2 protein-coding genes are annotated in these 1,574 nt (G+C 74.0%); one reads left to right on the top strand and one right to left on the bottom strand.

Annotated features, from left to right (window positions below; all coding sequences use genetic code 11):
• Window positions 1-191: 191 nt before the first annotated feature.
• Window positions 192-1,016: an ABC transporter ATP-binding protein gene (locus ACFQ87_RS46270; RefSeq protein WP_380617054.1), complete on the bottom strand. Its 825-nt coding sequence runs from the start codon at window positions 1,014-1,016 to the stop codon at window positions 192-194.
• A gap of 206 nt (window positions 1,017-1,222) precedes the next feature.
• Between ACFQ87_RS46270 and ACFQ87_RS46265 the strand changes: the two genes are divergently transcribed.
• The coding region (locus ACFQ87_RS46265) for an AMP-binding protein (protein ID WP_380617053.1) at window positions 1,223-1,574 on the top strand (352 nt) is incomplete at its 3' end.

The following is a 1,574-nucleotide window of genomic DNA, read 5'->3' as shown; positions in this document are numbered from 1 at the left end:
GCGAGGGTGAGCAGCGCGGCTGCGGTGGAACGACGGCGGGCGGGCATGGGGGCTCCAACGGAAAAGGGCATGGGGGTGCCAAGGCCGGGTAAAGCACCGGCCTGGCCGGCGCCTCTTTTTTAGCTAAGGCATACCTTACGTAAGAAGTCTTTACCGTCGATACCCGCCCCCCTCGAACGCCGCTCGAACCGCTACCTGCCCGGGGTGCGGCGGGCGGCGGCGCGGGCCGTCCAACGGCCCTCGTGACGGGAGATCCGGATCGGGTGGCCGAAGGTCTCGCTGATCAGCCCGGTGGTCATCACCTCGTCCACCGGCCCGGCCGCCACGCACTCCCCGGCGCGCAGCAGCAGGGCGTGGGTGGTGCTCTCCGGCAGCTCCTCCAGGTGGTGGGTGACCAGCACGCTGGCCAGCTCGGGGTGCTGGTGGCGCAGCAGGTCCAGGCTGTCCAGCAGCAGTTCGCGGGCGGTCAGGTCCAGCCCGGTGGCGGGTTCGTCGAGCAGCAGCAGCCGGGGACTGGGCATCAGCGCGCGGGCGATCAGGGCGCGGCCGCGCTCGCCCTGGGAGAGGGTGGTCCACGGGGCCTCGGCCATCGCGGTCATGCCGAGCGTCTCGATCAGCTGCTCGACCCGCTGCAGCGCCTCGGGGGCGGGCTTGCGGTGCCACTCCGGCTCGATGGTGTTGGTGTGCCCGGTGAGCACCACCTCGCGCACGGTCAGCGGCGAGCGCAGCGGGTGGCGCGGGTTGACGTGCCCGAGGTGGGCGCGCAGTTCGCGGACGTCCACCCGGCCGAGCCGGCGGCCGAGCACGTCCACCGTGCCCCGGGTGGGGTGGGAGACCGCGCCGAGCAGGGCGAGCAGGGTGGACTTGCCCGCGCCGTTGGGGCCGAGCAGCGCCCAGTGCTCGCCGGGCTGGATCTCCAGGGTGATCCCGCGCAGCAGGTGGCGGCCGTCGCGCACGACGTCCACGTCGTGGGTGCGCAGCAGCGGGCCGTCGAAGGACGGGTCGGACGTGCTCATGGGGGCGGTCTCCGATCACTACACCGGGCAGGGTACGGGCGGGGCGCCGCACCGGACGGGCCGGCGCCGATCGTCCGTGTGCACCGTACAACCGTCGGCCGGACCGGACCCCGGCCGTCCAAGCCGTGGACGCCCCAGAACCCTCTTGCGCAAGGGGAGTTGGGAGGAGGATTGTGCTTTTCCCTGGGGGAGGAAGGAAAGACTCGATGACCACGGACGACTCGATGACCACGGACACCGACCGGGCGGCCGGCACGCTGCACGGGCTGGTCGAGCACCAGGCGCGCCGGGCGCCGGAGGCGGTGGCGGTGCGCTGCGGCGACGCCGAGCTGACGTACGGGGAGCTGGACGCGCGGGCCGAACGGCTGGCCGCCCACCTGGCTCGGAGCGGGCTGGCCCCGGGCGGCCGGGCCGCGGTCGCGCTGGGCCGGGGCACCGAGGTGTACGTCGCGATGCTGGCGGTGCTGAAGGCGGGCGCCGCGTTCGTGCCGCTGGAGCCGAGCGCGCCCGACGCGCTGCTGCGGCACGTGCTGACCGACGCCGCGCCCGACCTGGTGG

The organism is Kitasatospora sp. NPDC056531, from assembly GCF_042794375.1.
In the GTDB taxonomy this organism is placed as follows: Bacteria; Actinomycetota; Actinomycetes; order Streptomycetales; family Streptomycetaceae; genus Kitasatospora.
Note: the sequence above shows the minus strand (reverse complement) of the source record. Positions and strands in the feature narration are given on the sequence as shown.

Coding starts and splice junctions, on each gene's coding strand:
- ACFQ87_RS46270 (WP_380617054.1), bottom strand. CDS start 1,016: ATGAGCACGTCCGACCCGTCCTTCGACGGCCCGCTGCTGCGCACCCAC.